Raw genomic sequence first — 24,943 nt, 5'->3', positions numbered from 1 at the left:
CTTCCATTCGACCCTTGGTCAACAGTTTAGCCAACTCAAGCGGCTCGCATGAGCCGCCTATCTGGTCAGTCGTAGCTGCGCTGGTCGTCGATAACGAGCCCGTCTTTGGGCAGGCTTCCGGGGGCCACAACCTCAATCATCCCACGCAACTTTAGCGTTTCCGAGACTGACTTGGCATAGGCATCGAAATCCCCACCCGTTGCTTCGATCTGGACTGCCATTGCGTCCATCTCCCCATCGCGGGTGACCGTAACGCGGGCCTTTTGGATCTCATCATGTTTAGCCACAAGGTCGGCAACCTGTTCGGGGCGCACGAACATGCCTTTGATCTTGGCAGTTTGATCCGCGCGGCCCATCCATCCCTTGATGCGCATGTTGGTGCGTCCACAAGGCGAGGTGCCCTCCATCACGGCAGAGAGATCACCAGTGGCAAATCGGATCAACGGATAGTCGGGGTTCAAAGAGGTTACAACCACCTCACCAACCTCGCCCGGCGCCACGGGATTGCCAGTTCCGGGTGTAACGATTTCGATCAGAACGCCTTCGTCGACAATCATGCCTTCCATTGCGTTGGACTCGTATGCAACGTTACCAAGATCTGCGGTGCCATAGCCCTGCAGGCATTGGATGCCGCGATCCGCGTACTCCTGACGCAAGGATGGGAAAAGCGCACCACCACCCACATGGGCCTTGGTGATGTTGAGCTTGATGCCCATCTCATCGGCTTTGTCGAGGATGATCTTGAGATAGTCAGGCGTGCCGACATAAGCGGTGACGCCAATGTCATGCGCGGCGCGGGCTTGCAGTTCGGTTTGCCCAGTGCCCGCAGGCAGGACCTTTGCACCGATGGCGCGAGCGCCGCACTCAAACATCATACCAGCAGGCGTCAGGTGATAGGAAAAGCAGTTCTGCACGATATCATCGCTCCGAATTCCAGCGGCGAACATGCCTCGGCCTGAGCGCCACCAATCCCCATCTTGCCCACCGGGTTCATAGATTGGACCGGGGGATTGAAAAACGTGTACAATCCCAGGCCGGGTCAGATCGGCATAACCCCCAAGCGGGGCGTTTGCTGCTTGCGCCTTACTGAGTTCAGATTTTCGAAGGACAGGGAGTGCTGCGAGATCGGCAACCGAGGTGATGCTCGCAGGATCGACGTCGGCCAAAGCATCAGCGTACCCCGGCAGGGCCTTGGCGCGTTCCAGTTGTTTTGGCAATGCCTGAGCAATGTCACTTGCGCGCTGCTCTGGCGAGCGGGTCTCGAGATCATCGTAAAACTGGCTCATCTGGCCGTCCTCTTTATTGTCGCGTGCGCGCAGGCACATCTCCCTTGTGAACAACCGGCATGCCGACTGTTCAAGCCGTTCAAAGGGACCATTGCGGGTGGCCGGCTGCCCCTTGGTGCCGGAGATATTGGATTAGCTCAGCCAACGCTTGCGACGACGATACGAACGCACGTCGCGGAACGACTTGCGCCCCTCTTCCGAAACCCCAAGGTAGAACTCCTTAACGTCCGGGTTTTCACGCAGCTCCGCCGCGGGGCCATCCATCACGACGCGCCCGTTTTCAAGGATGTACCCGTAATGCGCAAAGCGCAGCGCAACGTTTGTGTTCTGCTCGGCCAGAAGGAAGGACACGCCTTCCTTCTCGTTCAGATCTTTCACGATGCCAAAAATCTCTTCGACCAACTGAGGCGCCAGGCCCATCGAAGGTTCGTCCAACAGAATGGTTTCCGGACGGCTCATCAATGCGCGACCCATCGCAACCATTTGTTGCTCACCGCCAGATGTGTATCCCGCTTGCGATTTGCGGCGGTCCTTAAGGCGTGGAAAATATGTATAGACCAGTTCAAGGTCTTCGTTGATCTTTGCGCTGCCGTCAGATCGCGTATAGGCGCCGGTCAGAAGGTTTTCTTCGACCGTCAGGTGTTCAAAACAATGACGGCCTTCCATCACCTGAATAACGCCCTGCTTAACCAGATCGGCCGGATCCCGGCCTTGCAGGTTCTCGCCGCGATATTCGATCGTGCCTTTAGTCACATCGCCGCGCTCAGATTGCAGCAGGCTGGAAATCGCCTTGAGCGTCGTCGTTTTGCCAGCGCCGTTGCCCCCGAGAAGCGCGGTGATACCGCCTTTGGGAACCGACAGGCTGACGCCCTTAAGAACGAGGATCACGTGATTGTAGATCACCTCGATATTGTTGACCTCCAGGAGGGTCTCTTCGTTAGGACCAGCGTCGAGCATGAGATGTGTCTTTCCTGAAACTTGGATTGTGCCCCGGCCAGTCAAAAACCGGCCGGGACGATCACGTGAGTCTTACTTACACTGAGACTCGATGTTGTTTTCAGCCGCGTAAGAACCCGAGTCGGCTTCGATCAGCGCGCTGATCACTTCCATATCGGTTTCTTTGAAGTCTGAAATCAGCGACCAGGTCTGCGAAGCTGCATCCCATTGGGTCACACCAACGAGACCCGGGCCACCGTGGTTTTCGCACGATACATCGAACGAAGGACCAAAGTTCGGCATGCCCAAAGCGGCCATTTTCTCTTCGGTGATCGACAGAGCTTCCATACCGTCACGCATCATCGAAGGCGTGATGTCTGCAGTGCCGTGGATGCCTTGCGCAGTCTTGGCGGCTTCGGCAGCAAGCATCGCTGCATACATACCACGGTTGTAGAGAACGTTACCGATCTGATCGCCAGCGCCTGCGGCTTTGCCGGCGTCAACAACGTACTTCTGGATGTCAGCAAAGACTGGGAAGTCACGACCCACATTGTGGAAGGTCAGAGCCTTGTAGCCGTTGGACTTTTCACCAGCAGGCAGGACGTCATGCTCTGCACCCGACCACCAGATACCGATGAAGTTTTCCATCGGGAAGCGGATGTTCGCAGCTTCCTGAATGGCGACCTGGTTCATAACGCCCCAGCCCCACATCATCACATAGTCAGGCTTTTCGCGGCGGATTTGCAGCCACTGCGATTTCTGTTCCTGACCTGGGTGGTCAACTGGCAGAAGGCTCAGCTCAAAGCCGTGCTTTTTCTGCAGTTCTTCCAAGGTACGGATAGGTTCCTTGCCGTAGGCTGAGTTGTGATAAACCAGAGCAACTTTTTTACCCTTGATGTCACCACCGTTGATTTCCAGCAGGTAGTTGATGCCGCCAGATGCGCCGTTCCAGTAAGTACCGGGGTAGTTAAAGGTGTGGCTGAACACGTCACCATTGGCGGCCGATGTCCGGCCATAACCCATGGTGTGCATTGGGATGTCATCCGCAGTGGTTTTGGGGATCAGCTGATAGGTGATACCGGTCGACAGCGGTTGATACACCAGTGCACCTTCGCCTTTGGTCGACTCGTAGCACTCAACACCTTTTTCGGTGTTATAGCCGGTCTCACATTCCAGCAATCTGGTCATGACGCCTCCGATACCGCCGTCACGCTCGTTCAGCAGCGTGAAGTAGTCAGCATAGCCATCCGCAAACGGAATACCGCCCGCGGCGTAAGGACCAGTCCGGTATGACAGCGACGGGAAGACCAGGTCGGCCATCGCGGGCGCTGCGGCCATCAGGCTAGCAACTGCAGTTACAAAAATCTTCTTCATCGGTATTATCCTCCCTTGGTTTTTCCGATGTTACTCGTCGAGGCCTCCTCCAGCCCCGAATGGATTGGTCATGGCCCCGCCTTAGTGCGGGAAGGGCCACAGCCGGAGTTTCTGTTTGGTCACGCGCCACAACTGCGCGAGCCCATGTGGTTCAAGTATCAGGAACAGCACAATCAAAGCGCCAACGATCACAAGCTGCAAGTGCGCAACGATATCTGTTGGCCACCCGAGCCAGTCCACGCCGACCACCTTTAGGACAACGGGCAGCAACACTAGGAATGCGGCCCCTGCAAAAGATCCAAAGATTGAGCCCAGACCACCAATGATGATCATGAAGAGCACAAGGAACGACTTGTTGATGCCGAACACCTCGCCCACTTCGACCGCACCCAGATAGACTGAAAAGAACAATGCGCCCGAGATGCCAACAAAAAAGCCTGAGACCGCAAAGGCGCTGATCTTAGCTTTCAGTGGGTTCACCCCGATGATCTCGGCGGCAATATCCATGTCGCGGATCGCCATCCATTTGCGCCCTGCCATGCCGCGCGTCAGGTTGCGTGCGATCAAGGCGCTGGCCACGAGGAATACAAGGCAGAACAGGTAAGTCGCCCAAGCTTCGGTATTTGGGCCGGTGACTTCAATACCAAACACTGTTCGTTCAGGGGCGTTGATCTGACCAGATGCCGAGTAGTTGTAGAACCACGCCACGCGGTTAAACAGCCAAACCAGAAAGAACTGTGCTGCCAGCGTAGCAACCGCAAGGTAAAAACCTTTGATCCGCAGAGACGGCAGGCCGAAAACCACGCAGACCGCTGCGGTAATGCCACCCGAAATGATGACATGGAAAAAGATGTTCACTTCCGGCATCGAGGTCATGAGCTTGTAACAGGCATAAGCCCCCACAGCCATGAAACCACCCGTGCCCAGTGACACCTGCCCGCAATAGCCCACCAAGATGTTCAGACCCAACGCGGCGATCGCGTAGATCAGGAACGGCAGAAAGATCGCATTGGCCCAGTAGTCATTGATAATAAACGGGATCACCAGAAAGGCGATGATCAGAGCCGTGTAATATCCCAGACGGTCAAACTTGATCGGAAAGGTCTGGTTGTCGGCGCTATACGATGTTTTGAAATCGCCTGCTTCACGATAGAGCATCAGACAGTCTCCCCTTTGAAGTCGTCTTCGAGATGGGACCGGTTGGCCCGGTTTGGTTTCTTGGCATAGCCGGTCCGCTCAGAGTGCTGAACCAGTTGAAAGTAGGCCCAGATGCCAATGGCTGCGCCCAATGCCGCAAGGATGGCGGCAATGGTCATTTGACCCGACGAGGCATCCGCGCTGAGGGCAAGGTACCCAAAGGCCCAAAATCCCGACCACGCGATGACGTTTAAAATGGCAATCAGCTTGGTCACGCGTCACACCCTCTCGATGATTTTTTCGCCGAAAAGGCCTTGCGGACGGAAAACGAGGAACACGAGTGCCAGCACGTAAGCGAACCAGTTCTCAGTCGCGCCACCCACGAGTGGACCAACCCAGAATTCGAACAGTTTTTCACCGACACCGATAATCAGGCCACCGACGATGGCGCCGGGGATCGAGGTAAAGCCACCCAGCATCAGAACCGGCAGGGCCTTAAGTGCGATGAGTGACAGTGAGAACTGCACACCTGATTTGGCGCCCCACATAATGCCTGCGACCAGCGCGACAAAGCCCGCAACCGACCACACCAAAACCCAGATGAAGTTCAGCGAGATACCAACCGACAACGCAGCCTGGTGATCATCCGCCACGGCGCGCATGGCGCGGCCCTGTTTGGTGTATTGGCTGAACGCCACCAGCGCGATCACGAGGATGATGGCAACGATGGTTGCGGTGATATCGAGGTTGTCGATGAAGAAACCATAGCCGAACCAATTGTAGGTGGTCTCGTCAATGGCAAGGTTGATCCCTTGCGGCAGACAGGCATTGGCAGTCAGGCAAACGTCCAGAGTCTTGATTTCAGAGCCCCACATCAGGTCGGCAAACCCTTCGAGGAAATAGGCCAGACCAATGGTCGCCATGAACAGGATAATCGGCTCTTGTCCAACGAGGTAGCGGAAGACGAACTTCTGTACGGCCCAAGCCAGGGCAATCATCACAAGAACCGTCATAGCGATCGCCAGAACGGAATGAATATGCCACCCGAAATGGTGGATATGCGTTCCCAGAATCGCGTTGATGAGGTGAGAAAACGGAACCTGTCCGTTCTGGATGCCCACGAGAGTCATCGCCGCAAACAGCGCCATCACACCTTGGGCAAAGTTAAAGATGCCGGATGCTTTGTAGATCAGCACGAAGCCCAGCGCGACAAGGGCATAAAGCACCCCTGACATCAGGCCGTTGAGGAAAACCTCAATCGCAAACGCGAGTTGTTCAGGCATCGCTCACGCCTCCATTTTCTGCTTTTCTATCAGTATGTTGTTTAGTCATGGGCCACCCCCAGATAGGCGTCGATCACCGCCTGGTTGCTACGCACTTCGTCTGGCGTGCCGTCACCGATCTTTTTGCCATAATCCATAACAACCACCCGGTCGCTCAGGTCCATAACAACGCCCATATCGTGTTCGATCAGGGCGATGGTGGTGCCAAATTCATCATTCATGTCGAGGATAAAGCGGCTCATGTCCTCTTTCTCTTCGACGTTCATACCGGCCATCGGTTCATCCAACAGAAGGATCGACGGTTCGGCGGCCAGCGCGCGGGCCAGCTCGACCCGTTTTTTCAGACCATAAGGCAAACGGCCCACCGGTGTCTTTCGGATCGCCTGAATCTCAAGAAAGTCGATAATCTTTTCCACCGCTTCGCGGTTCTCGATCTCTTCTTTCTCGGCTTTGCCGCGCCAGATCGCCTGAGACAGAAGTCCCGAATTCATCTGGCGAATACGGCCGGTCATAACGTTGTCGAGAACGGTCATGCCTTCAAAAAGTGCGATGTTCTGAAAGGTCCGGGCGATGCCCTGTTCAGCCACTTGGTAAGGCTTCATTGGCGGGCGTTTCTTGCCTTTGTACCAAACCTCACCTTCTTGCGGGACGTAGAAGCCCGAGATGACGTTCAGCATCGACGACTTCCCGGCGCCGTTCGGGCCGATGATGGCGCGAACTTCGCCCTCGCGGATGTCGAACGAAATATCCGTAATCGCCTTTACACCGCCAAAACGCAGCGTGATGTTCTTCATTTCCATCACAGTCGGGCCGATCGTACGGCCGTCTTCGGTGACGTAGCTTTCTTGCGTGCTCATTCTGCGGCTACCTTTGCTGCGGTTGACACGACTGCGGCGTCGCGCAGATCCAGCGTGGCGCTGATACTGCCCTTGCGGCCGTCTTCATAAGTGACTTCGGTGACTGTCGAGACCTCGGACGAGCCGTCATAAAGCGCCTCGACCAGATCGTTGAATTTATCGGCGACAACCACACGACGCACTTTACGCGTACGGGTCATTTCGCCGTCATCGGCGTCCAGTTCCTTGTGTAGAATAAGGAAACGATGGATCTGACAGCCTGACAACATCGGATCCTCGGCAACAGATTTGTTCACCGTCTCGACATGTTCTTGGATGGTGTCCAAAACGCGCGGATGTCCGGCAAGCTCTTGATAGGACGCGTAGGCGATGTTGTTACGTTCGGCCCAGTTGCCAACGGCGGTCAGGTCAATGTTGATGAACGCGACGCAACGGTCCTTGCCATCGCCAAACAGCACAACTTCGAGAATATCTGGATAGAACTTGAGTTTGTTTTCGACGTACTTCGGCGCGAACATGCTGCCGTCGGCCATTTTGCCAACGTCCTTGGCACGGTCGATGATGCGCAGGTGGCCGTTCTTGTCGTCAAAGAAACCCGCGTCACCCGTGGCGACCCAACCCTCGGCATCTTTGGTCGACGCCGTGGATTCGGGGTTCTTATAGTATTCGACGAAGGTGCCCGGCGAGCGATAGAAAATCTCGCCGTTGTCAGCAATTTTGATCTCGACGTCAGGCGACGGAACGCCCACGGTGTCGGCCCGCACTTCGCCATCTGGCTGTGCGGTGATGAAAACCGTAGCTTCGGTCTGGCCATAAAGCTGTTTCAGATTGATCCCGAGCGAGCGGTAAAATTCGAAAATCTCCGGCCCGATTGCCTCGCCCGCCGTGTATCCAACGCGTACCCGGCCAAGGCCAAGCGTGTCTTTCAGCGGACCAAAGATCAGACGGTTACCGATCGAGTATTTCAGGCGATCTCCAGCGCTGACCGGCTTGCCATCAAGAATGTCGCCACCAACTTTTTTGGCATGCGCCATGTATTTCTGAAACATGCTGCGCTTGATCCTGCCGGCGTCTTCCATACGGATCATGACGCTGGTCAGCTGAGTTTCAAACACGCGCGGCGGAGCAAAGAAATACGTTGGCCCGATTTCCCGAAGGTCGGTAATCATGGTTTCTGCCGATTCAGGGCAGTTCACACAGAACCCGCACCAATACGCCTGCCCAACCGAGAAGATAAAGTCACCGACCCAAGCCATGGGCAAGTACGAGAGGATTTCTTCGTCCGCGGTGAGATTGTCGAATTCGGAAGAGTTCTTTGAGGATTCAATGACGTTGCGGTTCGACAGAACCACGCCCTTTGGGCGACCAGTGGTTCCTGACGTGTACAGCATCACGCAGATACTGTCGTACGTCAGCTTTTCACGACGCTCGACAAGGTCGGTGATGTACTCATCATAAGCTGCACGACCCTGATCCTGCACATGGCTGTATTCATGCAAAGCGTGGTGGTCATACTTCCGCATGCCACGCGGATCGATATAGATCATGTGCTCGAACTGATGCAGATGCTCTTGGATCTCGATGATCTTGTCGACCTGCTCCTGATCTTCAACGATCGCAAAACGCGCGCCGCAGTGACCCAGGATATACTCCATCTCATCCGCTGCGCTGTCGTTATAGACAGGCACCGGCACGGCCCCAACCGATTGCGCGGCGACCATAGCGAAATAGAAGTAAGGACGGTTGCGTCCGATAATGGCGATAAAATCGCCTTCATTCACACCAAGATTGATGAGGCCCAATGCAAGCGCCTCGATCTCTTTCTCGGTTTCAGCCCAGGTCCAGCTCTGCCAGATCCCGAACTCTTTCTCACGATACGCAGCTTTTTCCGCGAACAGAACGGCGTTCCGTTGCAAAAGCGCCGGAATAGACACAAGCCCACCGGTCGCCTGTGACGACTGTACCAAATTATCTTCCTCCCTTGTGCCCGCCTCTCCTGCGGGCCAAACCGCCGAAACGATTCCCTCACCAACAAAGGTGCGGGTTTCAGACTGTGCGTCAACTTTTTCGTGAACATTTCCCAATCCTTACGAATTGTAACAGCTGCCAATTGGTCCTTTTCGGAGGGCAATTCCGGTGCTAGCCATGAAGAAGGAGGACCGTGTTATGGAGGCAAACTCCGCCTCAGCCCAGTCAATGACCATTGCCGGGCTCAACCTTATTAAACAGGCACTGTCGATCTATGACAGCGACCTGAAATTGGTTGTGGCCAACACCCGCTTTCGCGAGATGTTCTCAATTCCCGATGCTCTGATAGAGCCGGGAGCAAGCTTTGCCGAGACCATTCGGTTTCTGATCGCCAACGGCGAATACGGAGAATTGCCTCAAGCCGAGGTTGAGGCCTTTGTTCAGGATCGCGTCGATCGGGCCATGGCATTCGAGGCGCATTACTTTGAGCGAAAGCGCGCAGACGGACGGTGGATCAGCGTCGAAGGCTCGCCACTTCCCGAAGGCGGGTGGGTTGCTGTTTATACCGACATCACCAGTGCCAAACGACAAGAAAGCCTGCTGCGTGGTCGGTCCGAGGAATTGTCCGATCAGTTGCTGCAATACTCCGAAGAACTCTCTGCGACCAACCGCAAGCTTGAGGCCACGGTCACCGCGCTGGAAGAAACCAAGCGCCAGTTGATTGCCTCAGAAGCCCGCACGCGCCTTACGGCCGAAATGATGCCTGCCCACATCGCTCATGTCGGGCCAGATCAGCACTATACGTATTCAAACCGACGGTTGTCGGCGGTGATGCCTGGTCGTCAATCAAATATCGTTGGCAAGCACATTCGCGAGACCTTGGGCGAGCAGGCGTTCATCGCAATCAAGCCACATCTGCAAGGTGCGTTCCGCGGCAAGGCGTCGGTGTTTGAGTTTACAGATCAACTTAGTACCCGACGTATCCGCGTGGCCTTTACCCCCGATAGTGAAGTTGGAGAGCGGCGTGGCGTTTATATCTTGTCGATGGATATCACCGAAGAAACTCAGACGCGTGTTGCCCTGCAACATACCCGCAGACGTGAAATTGCGGCACAAATGACCAGCGGTCTGGCGCATGATTTTTCAAACTTGCTGACCATCATCCTTGGCATGCAAAGCAAGCTACAAAAGATGGACATGCCATCTGACGCAGCCGAATTGGTTGAAGCCACACTAGGTGCCGCGAACCGGGGCGGTACTCTGCTTAACCGCATTGCTGATATGACCGGACACCGCGCACCGGAAATGCAAGCCACAGCGATGGGCAGCTTTTTGGCCGATCTCTACACACTGGCCAACCCGAGCCTTCCTGATGGCATCTCTCTGAGCATCGACAACACGATCCCGGATCCGCCGTTGCTGGTCGACCCCGGCATGCTTCAGGACTCGCTGTTGAACCTTATCCTGAACGCCCGCGATGCCTGTGGTAGAGCCGGCGACATCATGGTCGAAGCACGGCTGGTCAAAGACACCTGGCTGCAAGTTCGTGTATGCGACACGGGATCCGGATTTTCCAAAGAGGCGCTCAAACATGCGCTGGATCCGTTCTTTACGACCAAAGGCAGCGAAGGGTCAGGACTGGGGTTGGCGATGGTCTATGACATGACCAAGCTGGCCGGTGGTGAAGTTCGTATTGAAAACACAGATCAGGGCGGTTGCGTCACCTTACGCCTGCCACTGCGTCTGGCCGCACTCGACAATACGCCGGGACTGGTCCTGCTGGTTGAAGACAATTCTGACTTGCGCGGGCTCATCCGTGAAATGTTAACCGAAATGGGCCATTCCGTGATCGAAGCGGCCAGCGTGGATGAGGCCCGGACCCTGCACGCGGAAGTCCCCGATATTTCGATGGTCCTCTCAGATATCTCGCTTGAGGGCGACGAGACAGGAGTGGACTTAATAAGCGGCTTGCCGGGCGACTCAGTCCCCGCATACCTCATGACTTCGTTACCGCGTTCGCACCAGCTTTATATCGAAGGGGCCGCAAGGGCTCCGGTGCTTTCGAAACCCTTCAGTGCCGACCAACTTGGCACCTTTTTGCATACGAGGTGAACCATGACTGCACCGCTGGTAACAATTCTCGACGACGAACCCGAGATCCGATCGATGCTCGCCGACGCGCTCGAAGACGCCGGGTTCCGCACATTGGGCTTTGGGCGCGCCACCGAGTTTGAGGCCGCATTGAAATCCACTACGCCAGATGTGTGTCTTGTCGATCTTGGCTTGCCTGACAAAGACGGGTTGACGTTGGTGCATCGCTTGGCGCTGGAACAAGGTGCCGCTGTGATCATCATCTCTGGCCGTGCACAGGTGCAGGACCGTGTCACCGGTCTCGAGCTGGGGGCGGACGATTACATCATCAAGCCGTTTGACCCTGCCGAAGTTGTCGCGCGCGTACGGGCACGGTTACGCAAAGACCGGCCAACAACACAGTCACAGGGCAACACCGCACATTTCAACGGATGGACCGCGTTCTTTGATCGCTATGTCCTTGAAGACACAGAGCATCAAGAGACCACATTCAGCCATGCTGAGGGCGAAGTCCTGCGCCTTTTTTTGGAAAGCCCCAAGCGGCTCATCAGCCGCGCCCACATGCAGGAAATGCTGGGCGGCGTCGCCGGGGAAAGCTTTGACCGCGCCATGGACGTTCGCATTTCGCGCCTACGCACTAAATTACGCGAAGATCCCAAAAACCCACGCCTTATCAAAACGATATACGGTGCCGGTTACATCTTTCTTGGCGATGTAAGTTGGACGTGACACCCCTACATTTCGCCGCGATTTACCGGGTAAACCACAAAATATAGCCACGTGGCCCATATTATGTTATTCTCCTTGGAAACGAGGGAGGATACCAATGAGTAGTCTCGAGCAGTACACAACCCTCAGCGCGCTTTGGATCGCCGTCGCTTGGTTGCCATATATTCTGGATCGGATCATGGTGCGTGGCCTGATGGGAGCGTTGGCAAACTACGACCCCAACGCCATCCCGCAATCAGCCTGGGCTCAGCGCGCGATGCGTGCACACAAAGTTTCCGTTGAGGCGTTTGTCGCCTTTGCGCCTCTTGCCATCATCGCCATGATGACCCGGCCAGAGGACACCTATCCCGGCACTTTGGCGATGTTCTTCTTCTTTGGCATCGTCGGCCACTACATCGTCTATGCCATCGGTATTCCGGTTCTGCGAACTCTTGTCTTTGCAATGGCGGCCTTCTCAACACTGGGGCTGGCATTACGTATTCTGGGTGTGATCTGACACTCCTCCCAGACAGGTTCACTCCCGCTGCCCCCGCAGTTCCTTAACAGGCTGTGGGGGCCTTTTTTTTGACCTACACAACAGGCAATCTGGAACATCTCGGTGCTTGATGGAAGTCCCGAAGTTCCTAACGGCGGTGTCATTCTGTTTTTCAGGATCGAACCGCTTCTGAGAACTGGTTAGGCAACCCTGAGTTGGCAGAAATTCACGACCTGCGTCGCGGTGCTGGCGCGTCTGACATCTTGTTGTGGGACTAAAAGCTCACACCGCCTCAGACCCTGTTGCGTCGCGATTCACGCTGCAATAGGGTCTGGTTATGGCCATCTGTCTGCTCTACCGCCAATCCCGCACTCGACGCCGACGCTATTACCGCGTCGAGATCGCCTACAACCTGTTCAACGAGATCTCAGTGTTGCGGGAATGGGGTGTCAGTGGTGGCAAAGGTCGCGCATTAATCAACATCTACGGTAACTTGCGCGACGCCTCAACGGCGGCGGACGTGTACCGCAACCGGGCCATGAAACGCGGCTACGCCCAAGGCTAATTGCTGAGACGCGCCACCGCCCCGGCCAGAACTTTCAGACCTGTGACCAAGTCCGCTTCGTCTGTGTCCTCACCAAACGCATGGCTTACTCCGTTTATGGAGGGGACGAACAACATTGCCACCGGCATATGCACCGCGACATTCGTTGCATCGTGCAACGCACCTGAGGGCATTTCGCGCCACTTTTCAGGGACCAATGCCCGCGCGCTGTCCGCAAGCGCCGCACGCATCCGATCATTCATCGCGACAGGCTCAAGACCCAGCAAGGGTCCATAATCTAGTGACAACTCACGCTCTTGAGCCACGGTGTCTGCCGAGGTTCGAATGATCTCTTCCATACGGCTCAAACGGTCGCTGTCTGCGTCCCGCCACTGCATCGAAAATGTCACCGCGCCCGGCACGATCGACGACGCATTTGGATGCAAGCTCACATGCCCGATGGTCCAGACTGTGGCGGGTGTAACGACATCGGCGAAGGCCGTGTTGATACGGTTGGTGAAGTCATTCAGCGCCTGAAAGGCATCCCGACGCAGGTGCATCGGCGTGGTGCCTGCATGGTTCTGCTCGCCAGTGAACGTGATCCGCATGTCACGGATGCCGACAATGTCAGTCACAACGCCAATGGCCTCGTTCGATTTGTCCAACCATGGCCCTTGTTCAATATGCATTTCGATGTAGCCGGTGAACTGCGCAGGGTCCACGAACTCCCCTGCCAGATGCGCCATGCGGACGCGCGCCTCGGCAAACGTAACACCGGATTTGTCGGTCAACTTGTCAGCTTCCGCCAAGGGCAACTTACCTGACCAGACCGTGCTGCCCGTGGTCACGCCAAAGCGCCCCTCTTCATCCTGAAAGGACACCACCGACACCGCCGGACCGCCGCTTTCCTGCACCGCGCGGGCAATTTCCAGCCCGGACATGACGCCCAGCGCCCCGTCCAGCCAGCCGCCTTCGGGCTGGCTGTCGCTATGAGACCCCAGCAGAAGGGATGGCCCCTCTGCCAGTCCCCAAACCGAGCCCACCGGATCGACATGCACTGTCAGCCCGGCCTCACGCATCTGGGTCATCAGCCATTCGCGCGCGGCGATGTCTTCATCCGAGTAAGCCGGGCGCACAACGCCCTTGCCCATGCCCGCAGCCCCAAACTGGCGCAATTCATGCAAACTGGTGATAAAGCGGTCAGAATTGATCATGGAAAGCCTCCGAGCTTCGTATTGCCCGAAATACTCTCGCTGGAGGCACCAGACCTCAAGCCCAAAAGTGACTCAAGCGGCGGCTTACTCCGCCGCCACTTGTTCTTCGATCTTCTCAACCCGCACGGCTGAGAATTTGAACTCGGGGATTTTTCCGTAGGGGTCAATCGCTGGATTGGTCAGGATATTGGCCGCCGCTTCCACATAGGCGAAGGGGACAAACACCATATCCTCGGCAATCGCGCGATCCGCGCGGGCCATGATCTCAATGGAACCACGACGCGTTGTCAGACGCACCATGTCTCCCGGCTCGACCCCCATCAATTTCAAGGTGCGAGGGTTCAACGAGCAGTTGGCTTCCGGCTCAACCGCATCCAACACCAGCGATCGGCGCGTCATCGATCCGGTGTGCCAATGTTCCAACTGGCGACCAGTGGTCATGATCATCGGATAGTCAGCATCTGGCGCCTCATCAGGCGGGATCACACTGGCAGGCGTAAAGCGCGCGCGGCCTTCGGGACGTGGGAAGCCGTCGCCGAATACAATCGCCTGACCGGGGTCTGTCAGGGTCAGAGATGGGTAGGTGATGCTTTCGGTTTTCAGCCTGTCCCAAGTGATATTATCCAGCGATTTCATGGTCTTCTTCATCTCGTCAAAGACCTGAGACACGTCTGTATAATCCCAGTTCAATCCGATGCGCTGTGCCAACTCAACTGTGACCGCCCAATCTTCGCGAGCATCACCTGGAGGGGCCACTGCGGGGCGCACGCGTTGCACCTGACGGTTGGTATTCGAGACCGTGCCGTTCTTTTCATAGAGCGTTGAGGCCGGCAGGATGATGTCGGCGAAATTCGCAGTTTCGGTCAGGAAGATGTCCTGAACGATCAACAACTCCAACTTGGCAAAAGCTTCGCGCGCGTGCTCCGCGTCGGGGTCGGACATGGCCGGGTTTTCGCCCTGAATATACATGCCCTTGATATTACCCGCATAGACCTGATCGACGATCTCGGTGACGGTCAGACCCTTTTCATTGCTGAAATCGTCCGAGTCCCAAACGTCGGTGAACTTCTCGCGGATCGCGTCATCGGTCACCGATTGATAGTCCGGCAGGAACATTGGGATCAGGCCCGCATCAGACGCACCTTGGACGTTGTTCTGGCCCCGCAGAGGGTGCAGACCGGCGCCGGGTTTTCCGACATTGCCCGTCATCAGTGCCAGCGAGATCAGGCAACGCGAGTTGTCGGTGCCGTGGATGTGCTGGCTGATGCCCATACCCCAGAAAATCAGCCCGGCTTTGCCGTTGGCAAAGGTTCGGGCGACGCGGCGCAGCTGTTCGGGCGACACACCGCAAATCTCGCTCATCGCCTCTGGGGTGAATTGCGCGAGGTGCTGTTTCTCAGCTTCCCAGTTCTCGGTGAACTGGTCGATATAAGTCTGATCGTACAGGCCTTCTTCGACGATCACGTTCATGATCGCGTTCAGCATCGACACGTCTGCACCGGGGCGGAATTGCACCATTTCGTCGGCAAAGCGACGCAGGCCCACACCACGTGGATCACAAACGATCAGCTTGCCGCCACGCTTGGTAAACTGCTTAAAATAGGTCGCCGCAACGGGGTGGTTTTCAATCGGGTTCGACCCGATGACGATCGCGACGTCAGCATTTTCGATTTCGTTAAAGGTCGCCGTCACCGCACCTGATCCGACGTTTTCGATCAGCGCTGACACAGAGGACGCATGACACAACCGTGTACAGTGATCGACGTTGTTGTGTTTGAACCCTTGGCGGATGAATTTCTGGAAGAGGTACGCCTCTTCATTGGTGCATTTAGCCGAGCCGAACCCCGAGACCGAACGGCCCCCATGGGTCTCGCGCAGGTTTACGAGCCCCTTTCCAGCCAAATCCATTGCCTCTTCCCAGGTCGCTTCGCGGAAATGGGTCGATAGATTACCGGGATCGACGTTCAGCCCCTTGGCCGGAGCATCCTCGCGGCGGATCAGCGGCTTGGTCAGGCGATGGGGGTGGTGGATATAGTCAAATCCGAAACGACCTTTGACGCAAAGTCGGTTTTCATTAGCCGGACCATTCAAACCCTCGACATACTTCACTTTGCCGTCCTTGACCTTCAACGAGACCTTGCAGCCAACGCCGCAGAACGGACAGACGGTTTCTGTTTCGCTATCATAGTCGGCGCTGTCACCAACCTGGTAATCGTCCACCACGGTCGCAGGCATTAGGGCACCGGTCGGACAGGCCTGAACGCATTCACCGCAGGCCACACACGTCGAGTCGCCCATTGGATCGGCGATATCAAACGTTGGATAGGCATCGTGGCCACGGCCCGCCATGCCGATCACATCGTTGACCTGAACTTCGCGACAGGCGCGCACGCACAACCCGCAAGAAATACAGGCATCAAGGTTGACGCTCATCGCGACATGGGAAGAATCCAAAAGCGGAATGCGACCCTCATCAACCTTGGGAAAGCGGCTTTCGGTTGCACCGGTCAGATCAGCCATGTCCCACAGATGCGAAGACTTATCACGAGCCACGTCACGTTCGGGCTGATCGGCAACCAGCATTTCGACAACCATCTTGCGCGCGCCTTGGGCGCGGGCAGAGTTGGTTGTCACGACCATGCCTTCGGAGGGCTCACGGATACAAGATGCCGCCAAAGTGCGCTCACCTTCAATCTCAACCATGCAGGCGCGGCAGTTGCCGTCAGGGCGATAACCCGGCGCAGGCTTGTGGCAAAGATGCGGAATCACCAGACCACGACCATTGGCGACCTCCCAGATGCTTTCTCCGGAATTTGCGGTGACGGTCTCGCCGTCCAGCGTGAAAGTGATCTTGTCGGACATAGGTGTCTCCCTGTTCGCGGGCAGTCTACCTCGGGTAAGGGAAATTACGAGTCGCCCATTCCGACAGGGCATAGACAATTTGCGCCAAGCCAGTGACAAAACGCAAAAACCGGTTTCCGATGCGTTACAGAGAATTACCCCTTTTCCATCGCCATTGGCTGGCATAATCACAACGTTATTAGGTGTAAGGAACACAGCCATGCCGCATATCACTCTGGTTCGTCACGGACAGGCCAATACCGAGGCGCGGGACGAGGAAAGCTATGACAAGCTGTCCGATCTGGGGCATCAGCAAGCCCGTTGGCTGGGTGGGCATTTTTCTCAGACCAGTGATCAGTTTCACCGCGTCTACACCGGCACGATGCGGCGCCACATCGAAACGGCTGAGGGCATTGGCGCCCCGTTCACGCCGGTTCGCGATGCACGTCTGAATGAAATCGCTTACTTCGACCTTTCCCAATTGATGGAAGAACAGCACGGGCTGCAAATTCCAACCGAACGCGAAGGTTTTGTCGAACACTTGCCGCGTGTGCTTCAAGCCTGGCAGGAAGGCCGCATCGAAGGCGCACCAGAGAGCTTTCAACAGTTCCATGGGCGCGTTTCAGACGTGATGGAAGAAATCGCTGCCGGTGATGGGCGTGCGCTGGTGGTAACGTCAGGCGGTCTGATTGGCATGGTTTTACGTCAGACGCTTGATCTGGATGTGGGGGGCTGGGCCAAGATGTGTCTTGCGATCATGAACACGTCCGTGCATCGCTGGCAGATGGTGCTGGGGCAACCTCTGTTGGTTCAATTCAACAACGTTGCCCACCTGGAAGCGCCCGAGCGACATTTCGCACAGACGCACCTTTGAGACCGAATAGCTTGTTGAGGTTTTGATCTACGCCGCTTTGTCGGCGTGGTCTTTGTGGACGAATTTGCAATCGCAATAAGGACATTCGACCCAACCGTGCTCCATTGGCATTTGCAGCCAGACACGAGGGTGCCCACCTTCACCGCCATCACAAGCGATCTTGTAGCTGTCCACAATCTTGGTTTCAGGCGCTTCACTCGTCATGCCGTTTTGTCCTTTGTGATTGCCGACCCGGTTGTTGTCCGGGGCATGTTTGGGTATGCGCGAATATGAGCGATCCGAAGGCCGGGGGCAAGTGCAGCCATGACGCATCATGCGATTGAAATTACAGGTCTGAAAAAGACCTATCGTGGCGCGAAGGGCGCGCCCGAAAACCAAGCCCTCAAGGGTGTTGATCTCAGCATTCCCAATGGTTCGATCTTTGGGTTGCTTGGGCCAAATGGCGCAGGCAAATCCACGATGATCAACATCATGGCCGGGCTGGTTCTGAAAACCGCGGGTTCCGTCAAGATTTGGGGCTTTGATATTGATGCGAACCCTCGTCAGTCACGCGCAGCGATCGGCGTTATGCCGCAAGAATTGAACCTTGATCCGTTCTTTTCACCCCGTGGCGCGCTGGAGGTTCAGGCAGGGTTGTACGGCGTGCCTAAAGCTCAGCGCACAAGCGATGAAATTCTTGAAATGGTTGGACTTTCTGACAAGTCAGACGCCTATGCACGCACCCTATCCGGCGGCATGCGGCGACGCCTTTTGCTGGGCAAGGCGCTTGTTCACCATCCTCAGGTTCTGGTGCTGGATGAACCCACCGCTGGCGTCGACATCGAGTTGCGTCAGATGCTTTGGGCAAACATTCGAAAGCTGAACAAAGAGCGCGGTATGACAATCATCCTGACAACGCATTACCTCGAAGAAGCCGAGGAAATGTGCGACGAGATTGCCATCATCAATCAGGGCGAATTGATCGCTCGCGACAGTACGGCAAACCTGCTGGGACAGATCGACACCAAAACCATGTTGATTGATCCGATGACACCGCCGGTTCAGTTACCCCAGAAAACCGGAATTGAGGTGGTCCAGCGGCCGGACGGATCACTGGCCCTAAGTTATCAAGCCGGGAAAACCACAGCCGAAGAAGTTCTCTCGGCTGTTCACGACGCAGGAATTGTCATTCGTGATGTCAAAACGGAACAGGCCGATCTTGAAGATGTGTTTCTGGCCCTGACCTCAGCGAAATAACCGTTTTTGAATCAATCTGCGAACAGGTGGTCTGTTCGCGCGATTCTTGCTGCTGTTTCCTCATCAACGGACAAGAACCTCGACAACACCGAGATGTGTTCCTGAACATCGTCATCCTGCTTCATCCGCATGTGATTCTCAAAATTCCCATCTAATATGCGATCACTTTCCAGCACGATGTCCTGCCGGATCGTCGGGAGCAAACGTTCCAGCGTTTCTTTTGGCGTTTGCGAGCCAGCTAATCCGATTCGTGTCGCGTGCCCGATGAGATAGTCATCGGGAAAGGCACATTGAACTTCAAGCAGCAGCGTTCCGGAACGGTCCCCGAAAAAGTCATGCAACAAATCCAGTGAAGACGGGTCGAGGCAGATCACAATCTGATTGGTCTCGTAATAATCAAACAACATCCGCATCAGCGCACGACGGTGCCGTGTTCGTTTACCCAACGTTGCCTGAATGCCCCCCAAATCGGGCAGCGACGTGCTTTCTTCGTTAAAGAGATAGGCCATTGACGTGAGATCAGTTTCGCGCTGAATGGCTTCAACCAAACGCTTGGCGACGTGCCATTTTTTGCAGACGATGATCATCAACTCGCGGTCACGGCCCAGTGTCGACTCGGTCTCCCAAAAGCGGCTGGCAAATCGTCGTCCAATTCGTCCGCGCCCCGTCAGAAATTTGAACAGACTTGGTCCCTCGGCCGAAATTTGGAAATTTACGCCAGTTGCGGCAAAGAGTTTGCCCAAGCGCTCTTTCAGCTTCAGAGCCTCTGGGCTGACTTTGCGTGCAAAAAGATAGTCTTGACTCAGCAAAAGGTCATAGTGGTCATTGTAGAATGTCAGCGGCATTCCATAGTCGGTGAACATGAGGAATGTCAGAGTGCGCGTGCGAATTTCAGTTTCTGGAATCAGGTGGCGCACCAACGTTTGGAAGAACGTTTCATCCGGAATCCAGGTTGTCTTGAAAAACCGCATCACGTCTTTTCGTGTTCGGGTGAAATCGAGAATGGATTCGACTGTGCGCCGACGCAGGCACCACCATTGCGACCCGATTTGTATCTGCAAGTCTTCGGGAATCTCTCGCGTCAAACCCAAACGTCGCTGCAGATTAAACGAGGTGTAGAACAGCCATTTGCGTGTACGTTCATTAAAGAAGTGCCGATAGATCAGGCGCTCTTCCTTAAAGCCGGTTTTGATCCAGTTGCTTTCAAAATAGTCAAAGCTCTCGATAAAATCGCAATCATGGTTGTCGAGAAAGTTATGGATGTAGTCCGCGGTCTTGATCGGCTGGCAATCGCCGGACAGCATGTAAAAATGCGTGGCACGTGAAAACTTGTCTACCGCAGCCTGCAAAGCATAGATCGTCGCCTGAACCAGAGACCACTCTCCCCAGCCACATTTGATCCTTTTGGTGGCAAAGGCCACATTCGGATGATCCCGAAAGGCTTCGTCAATTATTGAAAAATGCTCGCGTTTGGCACTCGCGTCGAAGTGAATCGACACATAATCACCAACTGCCGTCAGTCTTTCGACCTGCCGAATAATTGCCTCGGGGTCCTTGTGGCACAGCAGAATGAATGCGATTTTTGCCATTTTGGAAACCAGAACCCTCAATTCACCTTGATTGTTTACCTAGATAATGGTGAACGGGCGTTGAATAAACAGACTTTCTTTGGTTTTTTGGTGACAAATCAAACTGTGGCCCAAAAGTCGGTCACAGATTATTGGAGGCATTTTTATGGGTTTCCCCGGCACTTGGATGACTGAGAGCGAAAGCGTGGTCTATCGTGTTGTTCCCAAATGCGCTTGCTCGACGATCGGGCAGATCATGTATTACTCAGATCATGGCGAATTTTTTGACGGCGACATACATGACGCAACGGGCGGTTTGCACAAATGGGCAATCGAAGCCAGCCAGGTGCCGATTGTGGAAAACGCAACCAGTCACAAATCTTATGCGTTCACCTGCGTGCGCAATCCTTACACCCGGATACTGTCATCCTTCTTCGACAAGATTTGCGGCATTCAGCGTAACGGCAAGCGTTATCGTGGCAATCTCGTTCCGCTGCTGATCCAAAAGTACGGCATTGAAGTTGGCGGTGATGACGGCAAACAAGAGTTCGATCAGATCAAGAGCTTTCGACGCTTCTTGTTATTTGCCCGCGACACCATTCGCTGGCGCCGCCCCATGGATCCGGACATCCACTGGTCGGCAATGTCTGGGCATGTCTCTACGTTCATCGTGAACGGAGGTACTTACGACAAGATTTTCTATACCGAGACTTTCAATGACGGCATGCAAAGCGTGCTGGACAGTATTGAGACCGCACATTCCGTTGATCTGAACAAGATTCCTCGGTTCAACGAATCCGAAGGGCACGGCCCCAAGCGGGCTCACCCGATCGAAGACTATTTTGACGATTTGTCGATGCACTTGGTCTACGAAATCTACAAACGAGATTTTGATTTGTTCAAATACGAATTCGAAGATCCATCAAACAAGATGCCGATCGGTGAAATTGATCTCGACGAAGTGCATGCAAAGCTCGGCGACTAAGGCGCCGTAACGGAACACTCGACAAACAAACGAACGCACCCAAAACTGAGAGTCTCAGGACAGATAAGGTGCGCTTGCCATGATTTTCTATGATTGTTCCACAGCTCCCAGCCCGCGTCGGGCCCGCATGTTTCTTGCGGAAAAGGGGCTCGAGGTCGAAACCCGTGAGATTTCCATCATGGAAGGACAGCAACTCAGCCCCGAGTTTCGCGCAGTTAATCCTGACGCGATGGTGCCGGTTCTGATCACCGATAGTGGCCAAACCCTCACCGAAAACCTTGGGATTGCCGCCTATCTCGAGGCGCATTGCCCAGAACCTCCGTTGATTGGCACGACAGCTCACGAAACCGGTGAGATCATGATGTGGACAGCCATCGCCGAACAACAAGGCGGGCTGCCTGTGGCCGAAGCCCTGCGCAACGGCAATCCCCACATGAAAGATCGCGCCATTCCCGGACCTGAGAACTTTCAGCAAATTCCTGCGCTTGCCGAACGCGGACTGCGCCGCATTGCCCTCTACTTTGACAAACTTGACCGGCATCTGGAGGGGCGCGACTACATTTCGACGGATCGTTTCACCTTGGCTGATATTACAAATTTTGTGTTTGTAGATTTCGCACGGGTTGTGAAAATGCGAGTGGCTGACACGCAGCCAAATCTTAAGCGTTGGTATGAAGCGGTCAAAGAACGCGACTCTGCGCAGCTTTGATTTCAGCGCTGGAGGACTACAAAGCAGCCCTCCAGCTGGCATAAAACACCGAACTGATACCGGACTCGTTAGTTTTATCAACGTGGTCGCACACGTAATATGTCCAGAAGATGCCCTTGAAGGTTTGAGATTGGAAATCAAACCTCGCAAATTGCACGTGAATTTCGTGAATTGACTACGGGTGATTTGAAAAATCTCGCCGGCTCAAAAAAAAGGCCCGGAACAAAGTCCGGGCCGAGTCCAACAGGGAGGTGCATGTCATTACCCGGACATACACGGGATGTCTTGAGAACCTTATTAAAGGTGAGGTTCATATGCCTCTTTGATCCACATCAAAGGTCCTGCACATGGCAACGACCCCTGTTGCGCAATTGTCTCAATGTCTTTTTGCTCAGGCGACCAGCCGGTATCCACCCGATTCCGTAATCAGCAGACGCGCGTTCGAGGGGTCCGGCTCAATTTTTTGACGCAGGCGGTAAATGTGGGTTTCCAGCGTATGTGTCGTCACACCCGCGTTGTAGCCCCAGACTTCATGCAACAGAACATCACGCGCGACCACGCCATCGGTTGAGCGATAGAGGAACTTCAGAATGTTTGTCTCTTTCTCGGTCAGTCGAATTTTGCGTTCGTCTTCCGTGATCAACATCTTCATCGAAGGTTTGAACGTATACGGCCCCAGTTGGAACACGGCATCTTCAGATTGCTCATGCTGGCGCAGCTGGGCGCGAATACGGGCGAGAAGCACAGGGAATTTGAAAGGCTTGGTGACATAATCGTTGGCACCGGCATCCAACCCAAGAATTGTATCAGCGTCACTGTCATGACCCGTCAGCATGAGAACGGGACACTTGACGCCCTGTTTCCGCATCAGACGGCACAATTCGCGGCCGTCCGTATCGGGCAACCCGACGTCCAGAATCATAAGGTCATAAAGACCCTCCTTGGCCTTCACCATTGCTTCGGCACCGTTGGCCGCTTCAAAGACGTCAAAGTCTTCGGTCATCAGCATCTGTTCTGACAGCGCTTCGCGCAAATCGTCATCATCATCTACCAAGAGGATCTTCTTAAGTTGCGCCATCTGGGCCTCCTGTTGCCGGGTTCGTGTTACGCATTTGGTCTGCAATCACACGTTGGACAAGATTTGCTGCAATTCTCTCACGGGGTCGTGTAATCCCGGCCTGAAATGTTTCATTATACTTCAAATGGGGCTACATCTGACGTCCCAGCCTCTGAAAGATGCCCATGAGCTTTGCACCCGATATCGTCGAACGCCTGGCCCGCGCCAGATCTGACCTGCGCATGGGGGTACCGATCCTGATTACAGGTGAAGGAAGTGCTATTTTGGTGCTGGCGGCTGAGACCCTGACAGCCCCCCGCCTCACTGACATTATCAATTTAGAAGTTGAAACTTCTTTGGCGATCACCGCCCGGCGCGCAGAAACGCTTAAAGCTCGGGTTTATGATGGCGATCTGGCGCGCATTCGTTTGCCACAGGATGTTGACCTTGGCTGGGTCAAGGGCATTGCCGATCCGGCTGACGATTTAAACAAGCCGATGAAGGGGCCTCTGAATTCGCAGCGCGACGGGCCTGCGGGATTGCACCGCACAGCTTTGAAGATTGTTAAGTCCGCTCGATTACTGCCTGCTGCTCTGACCTGCCGGCCTGAAAATCCTGCGCGGTTTGCTTTAGAAAATGGTCTGACGGTCATTCCCGCTGACCTTGCTGCGCCTGACCTTGAAACAACAAGCGCACTGCACCCGGTCGTCCACGCGCGGCTGCCGATGAGTGCCGCTGAAGCCGGGCGACTGCATGTTTTTCGGCCCGAGGATGGCGCCGAAGAACACTATGCCATCGAAATTGGGAGGCCTGCGCGGGACAAACCTGTCTTGGCGCGGTTGCATTCTGCCTGTTTTACTGGAGACGTCCTCGGCAGCCTGAAGTGTGATTGTGGCCCGCAACTGCGTGGTGCCTTGGCGCACATGGGTTCCGAAGGAGAAGGCGTGTTGTTGTACCTCAATCAGGAAGGACGCGGCATCGGGCTTGCCAACAAGATGCGGGCCTACTCACTGCAAGATCAGGGGTTCGACACGGTCGAGGCCAACCATCGGCTCGGGTTTGAAGACGACGAACGCGACTTCAAAATTGGCGCCAAATTACTGAAAAATATGGGCTTTTCATCAGTGAGACTTTTGACGAACAACCCCAAAAAAATCTCCATGATGGAAAACGAAGGTGTCACTGTGGCTGAAAGGGTACCGCTGAAGGTTGGCAAAACGGATCAGAACGCGGCTTACCTGGCGACCAAGGCTGCCAAATCCGGGCATCTCTTGTGACACCTTACGACTTGGTTTTGACCCCAACGGGCCTAAGGTTTTGCGGGCGAAAGTTCCCCTGTACAATCGGTCGGGGCGACTTGCAGGTCGACAAACGAGAAGGTGACGGGGCAACTCCGGTCGGCTTGCACCAGATCACTGGCTTGCTCTACCGCCCGGATCGTATGGCGCGCCCTTCGCCCTGGGCTTTACCTATTGGTAAAGACGACTTGTGGTCAGATGCCTCTGGTGACGCGGCCTATAATCAATGGGTACAAGCGCCTTATCCTCATAGTCACGAGAACCTGCGCCGGGGCGATCCATTGTATGACCTCATCATGCTCACAGATTGGAACTGGCCAGATGCACAGCCCGGCAGAGGGTCTGCAATCTTCCTGCATCAATATCGACGTCCGGGGTTTCCGACGGAAGGATGCATCGCATTTCGGCGGGACCATTTACGCTGGATTGCGACGCGCGCCATCCCTGGCACGCGCCTGATTGTTCAAAAAAGCTAGCCAGC

At 55.1% G+C, this 24,943-nt stretch carries 23 protein-coding genes; 10 read left to right on the top strand and 13 right to left on the bottom strand.

Going from position 1 to position 24,943, the window contains the following annotated elements; genetic code table 11:
- Positions 1–65: 65 nt before the first annotated feature.
- The 8 genes from Q0932_RS03055 to Q0932_RS03020 all read right to left on the bottom strand — a co-directional run bounded on the left by Q0932_RS03055 (position 66) and on the right by Q0932_RS03020 (position 8,840).
- Entirely contained in the window at positions 66–1,286 is a 1,221-nt protein-coding gene (locus tag Q0932_RS03055; protein ID WP_299349591.1) for an AMP-binding protein, read from the bottom strand.
- 132 nt (positions 1,287–1,418) lie between these two features.
- Entirely contained in the window at positions 1,419–2,243 is an 825-nt protein-coding gene (locus Q0932_RS03050; RefSeq protein ID WP_299349590.1) for an ABC transporter ATP-binding protein, read from the bottom strand.
- 72 nt (positions 2,244–2,315) lie between these two features.
- A complete protein-coding gene (locus Q0932_RS03045; RefSeq protein WP_299349588.1) occupies positions 2,316–3,596 on the bottom strand; it encodes an ABC transporter substrate-binding protein in 1,281 nt (426 codons plus the stop codon).
- Positions 3,597–3,677: 81 nt separating this feature from the next.
- Positions 3,678–4,754, bottom strand: coding sequence for a branched-chain amino acid ABC transporter permease (locus tag Q0932_RS03040; protein ID WP_299349586.1), 1,077 nt, complete (start codon positions 4,752–4,754; stop codon positions 3,678–3,680).
- Complete coding sequence (locus tag Q0932_RS03035) at positions 4,754–5,008, bottom strand: hypothetical protein (protein ID WP_299349585.1); 255 nt, start codon at positions 5,006–5,008, stop codon at positions 4,754–4,756. The genes Q0932_RS03040 and Q0932_RS03035 overlap by 1 nt, the downstream gene beginning before the upstream one ends.
- Positions 5,009–5,011: 3 nt before the next feature.
- On the bottom strand, positions 5,012–6,016 hold the full coding sequence (locus Q0932_RS03030) for a branched-chain amino acid ABC transporter permease (RefSeq protein ID WP_299349584.1): 1,005 nt from the start codon (positions 6,014–6,016) through the stop codon (positions 5,012–5,014).
- A gap of 41 nt (positions 6,017–6,057) precedes the next feature.
- Entirely contained in the window at positions 6,058–6,873 is an 816-nt protein-coding gene (locus Q0932_RS03025) for an ABC transporter ATP-binding protein (RefSeq protein WP_299349582.1), read from the bottom strand.
- Complete coding sequence (locus Q0932_RS03020; RefSeq protein WP_299349581.1) at positions 6,870–8,840, bottom strand: AMP-binding protein; 1,971 nt, start codon at positions 8,838–8,840, stop codon at positions 6,870–6,872. Before Q0932_RS03020 ends, Q0932_RS03025 begins: the two co-directional genes overlap by 4 nt.
- A 178-nt stretch (positions 8,841–9,018) precedes the next feature.
- On the opposite strand from Q0932_RS03020, the gene Q0932_RS03015 reads away from it, so the two are divergent.
- The 4 genes from Q0932_RS03015 to Q0932_RS03000 all read left to right on the top strand — a co-directional run bounded on the left by Q0932_RS03015 (position 9,019) and on the right by Q0932_RS03000 (position 12,701).
- The gene (locus Q0932_RS03015; protein WP_299349580.1) at positions 9,019–10,953 is read left to right on the top strand and encodes a PAS-domain containing protein; all 1,935 of its coding nucleotides are present in this window, start codon (positions 9,019–9,021) and stop codon (positions 10,951–10,953) included.
- 3 nt (positions 10,954–10,956) lie between these two features.
- Positions 10,957–11,661 carry a response regulator transcription factor gene (locus Q0932_RS03010; protein ID WP_299349578.1) on the top strand — a complete coding sequence of 235 codons (705 nt, stop codon included), beginning with the start codon at positions 10,957–10,959 and terminating at the stop codon, positions 11,659–11,661.
- A 97-nt stretch (positions 11,662–11,758) separates the two neighbouring features.
- Positions 11,759–12,157 (top strand): MAPEG family protein, encoded by a 399-nt coding sequence (locus tag Q0932_RS03005; RefSeq protein ID WP_299349576.1) that lies wholly within the window; start codon positions 11,759–11,761, stop codon positions 12,155–12,157.
- A gap of 316 nt (positions 12,158–12,473) precedes the next feature.
- A complete protein-coding gene (locus tag Q0932_RS03000) occupies positions 12,474–12,701 on the top strand; it encodes a WGR domain-containing protein (RefSeq protein ID WP_299349574.1) in 228 nt (75 codons plus the stop codon).
- On the opposite strand, the gene Q0932_RS02995 is transcribed toward Q0932_RS03000, so the two are convergent.
- Together Q0932_RS02995 and fdhF are read right to left on the bottom strand one after the other, a co-directional pair.
- Positions 12,698–13,894: a hydantoinase/carbamoylase family amidase gene (locus Q0932_RS02995; RefSeq protein ID WP_299349572.1), complete on the bottom strand. Its 1,197-nt coding sequence runs from the start codon at positions 13,892–13,894 to the stop codon at positions 12,698–12,700. The genes Q0932_RS03000 and Q0932_RS02995 overlap by 4 nt on opposite strands.
- An 84-nt stretch (positions 13,895–13,978) precedes the next feature.
- Positions 13,979–16,756, bottom strand: coding sequence for a formate dehydrogenase subunit alpha (fdhF, locus tag Q0932_RS02990; RefSeq protein ID WP_299349570.1), 2,778 nt, complete (start codon positions 16,754–16,756; stop codon positions 13,979–13,981).
- Between the two features lie 199 nt (positions 16,757–16,955).
- Between fdhF and Q0932_RS02985 the strand changes: the two genes are divergently transcribed.
- Complete coding sequence (locus tag Q0932_RS02985) at positions 16,956–17,609, top strand: histidine phosphatase family protein (RefSeq protein ID WP_299349568.1); 654 nt, start codon at positions 16,956–16,958, stop codon at positions 17,607–17,609.
- 27 nt (positions 17,610–17,636) lie between these two features.
- Here the strand turns inward: Q0932_RS02985 and Q0932_RS02980 are convergent, their stop codons facing one another.
- A complete protein-coding gene (locus tag Q0932_RS02980; RefSeq protein ID WP_299349566.1) occupies positions 17,637–17,813 on the bottom strand; it encodes a zinc-finger domain-containing protein in 177 nt (58 codons plus the stop codon).
- A 99-nt stretch (positions 17,814–17,912) separates the two neighbouring features.
- On the opposite strand from Q0932_RS02980, the gene Q0932_RS02975 reads away from it, so the two are divergent.
- Positions 17,913–18,845: an ABC transporter ATP-binding protein gene (locus Q0932_RS02975; RefSeq protein ID WP_299349564.1), complete on the top strand. Its 933-nt coding sequence runs from the start codon at positions 17,913–17,915 to the stop codon at positions 18,843–18,845.
- An 11-nt stretch (positions 18,846–18,856) separates the two neighbouring features.
- Here the strand turns inward: Q0932_RS02975 and Q0932_RS02970 are convergent, their stop codons facing one another.
- Complete coding sequence (locus tag Q0932_RS02970; RefSeq protein ID WP_299349562.1) at positions 18,857–20,434, bottom strand: DUF5928 domain-containing protein; 1,578 nt, start codon at positions 20,432–20,434, stop codon at positions 18,857–18,859.
- A 145-nt stretch (positions 20,435–20,579) separates the two neighbouring features.
- Here Q0932_RS02970 and Q0932_RS02965 point away from each other — a divergent pair, with 145 nt between their 5' ends.
- On the top strand, positions 20,580–21,398 hold the full coding sequence (locus Q0932_RS02965; RefSeq protein WP_299349560.1) for a sulfotransferase family protein: 819 nt from the start codon (positions 20,580–20,582) through the stop codon (positions 21,396–21,398).
- A gap of 79 nt (positions 21,399–21,477) precedes the next feature.
- A complete protein-coding gene (locus Q0932_RS02960; protein WP_299349559.1) occupies positions 21,478–22,107 on the top strand; it encodes a glutathione S-transferase in 630 nt (209 codons plus the stop codon).
- Between the two features lie 391 nt (positions 22,108–22,498).
- On the opposite strand, the gene Q0932_RS02955 is transcribed toward Q0932_RS02960, so the two are convergent.
- The gene (locus Q0932_RS02955; protein ID WP_299349557.1) at positions 22,499–23,185 is read right to left on the bottom strand and encodes a response regulator transcription factor; all 687 of its coding nucleotides are present in this window, start codon (positions 23,183–23,185) and stop codon (positions 22,499–22,501) included.
- A 164-nt stretch (positions 23,186–23,349) separates the two neighbouring features.
- Here Q0932_RS02955 and ribA point away from each other — a divergent pair, with 164 nt between their 5' ends.
- Both ribA and Q0932_RS02945 read left to right on the top strand, forming a co-directional pair.
- On the top strand, positions 23,350–24,441 hold the full coding sequence (ribA, locus tag Q0932_RS02950) for a GTP cyclohydrolase II (protein WP_299349556.1): 1,092 nt from the start codon (positions 23,350–23,352) through the stop codon (positions 24,439–24,441).
- A complete protein-coding gene (locus tag Q0932_RS02945) occupies positions 24,438–24,938 on the top strand; it encodes a L,D-transpeptidase family protein (RefSeq protein WP_299349555.1) in 501 nt (166 codons plus the stop codon). The genes ribA and Q0932_RS02945 overlap by 4 nt, the downstream gene beginning before the upstream one ends.
- The last annotated feature ends 5 nt before the right edge of the window (positions 24,939–24,943 follow it).

The organism is uncultured Shimia sp. (genome assembly GCF_947498095.1).
Classification (GTDB): Bacteria; Pseudomonadota; Alphaproteobacteria; order Rhodobacterales; family Rhodobacteraceae; genus Shimia.
The sequence above is the reverse complement of the archived record's forward strand: the minus strand, read 5'-3'. Positions and strand labels throughout refer to the sequence as shown.